The organism is Bacillus stratosphericus (genome assembly GCF_020524495.1).
Classification (GTDB): Bacteria; Bacillota; Bacilli; order Bacillales; family Bacillaceae; genus Bacillus; species Bacillus stratosphericus_B.
On sequence record NZ_JAIVLB010000100.1, the window covers coordinates 1 to 662 of the forward strand.

The following is a 662-nucleotide window of genomic DNA, read 5'->3' on the forward strand; positions in this document are numbered from 1 at the left end:
TCATGGCAAAGCGTGAGTCAAACGGACCTGTTATCTTTATGCTGCTGTTGTCCATGGGAATTGTTGTCATTGCTGGGTTGATGCACTGAAACACATTATTAAGTCTATTCAAAAGACTTATAACCTGTAAAATGCCAAGGAGGTTCAACAAATGGAAAATAAATTAGTATTTGTAAAAGAAAATGAAGTGGTAACGGACAGCCTGACGATTGCGGAGATGTTTGATAAACGACATGATCATGTTTTAAGGGATATTGAAAATCAAATGGTTTTAGCTGGTGAAGAATTTTCACTCCCCAATTTTGGGGAGTCAACTTATACGAATGAAAGAGGCAAACAATACCCAAAATACGATCTAACAGAAGAAGCTTTCACATTAATCGCATTCAGCTACAACACAAAAGAAGCTGTTCAGACGAAAATCAGATTCATTCAAGAGTTTAAGCGAATGAAAGAGTATATCCAATCACAGGAACGTCCGAAAGCTATGAGTGATAAAGAAAGTTTAGTCGCTAGCATGAAGCTAACGATTCAATTGAACGAAGATGTTGATGGAATGAAAGAAGAAATAAAGCAGCTTCGGCAGGATCTTGATAAAAAAATAACCCTTGATTACTCACAGCAGCAAGCCATGAGAAACGCAGTTAACAAACGTGTTCATA

At 37.2% G+C, this 662-nt stretch carries 1 protein-coding gene; it reads left to right on the forward strand.

Going from position 1 to position 662, the window contains the following annotated elements:
• Window positions 1-151: 151 nt before the first annotated feature.
• A partial coding sequence (locus LC033_RS16670) for a Rha family transcriptional regulator (RefSeq protein WP_226570359.1) occupies window positions 152-662 on the forward strand: 511 nt, incomplete at its 3' end.